This is a genomic window from Alteromonas sp. KUL106, assembly GCF_009811415.1.
Lineage (GTDB): Bacteria > Pseudomonadota > Gammaproteobacteria > Enterobacterales > Alteromonadaceae > Alteromonas.
This window is the reverse complement of record NZ_BLIG01000096.1, coordinates 1-424: the sequence shown is the minus strand read 5'-3', so window position 1 is coordinate 424 and position 424 is coordinate 1. Positions and strand designations below refer to the sequence as shown.

Genomic DNA, 424 nt, shown 5'->3' with positions numbered 1-424 from the left:
GGTAGGCAAGTTGGCAAAGAATGGCATATCGTTCGTATTGATAGCGTTTCAATTTTTTCATGAAAACTCGTATCGAAGCAATTTGCGTGTATGAGGTTGAGTCTTAGCAGACCCTTTCAACGAAACCTTTACGTTACAGGGCGTTTATTTCAGTGATATGACGAGAAAGCATTATTTTGCAGCGAGGCTCCGAAGGCTTTGAAAAGAGCATGCAGAGCCAATACAGTGATGTGTAAAATGGCTGCCTTAATCAGTTATTTCGGCAGCGACAACCGATATTTCTACAAGCAGCGCCTCACGGGCCATATCGGCAGTAACGCAAGCTCGGGCTGGCGCGTACCCCTCTGGTACCCAGTTATCCCATACCTCATTCATCTTCGCAAAATCATCCATGGTTTTAAGATAAATGGTCGCAGAAAGCATG

The 424-nt window shown here is 45.0% G+C and carries 1 protein-coding gene; it reads right to left on the bottom strand.

All coding sequences use genetic code 11. The annotated features are described in order from the left end of the window. Positions 1-246: 246 nt before the first annotated feature. Positions 247-424 (bottom strand): Rid family hydrolase (locus tag GVO63_RS19390; RefSeq protein ID WP_268891668.1); only part of this gene is annotated, 178 nt, incomplete at its 5' end.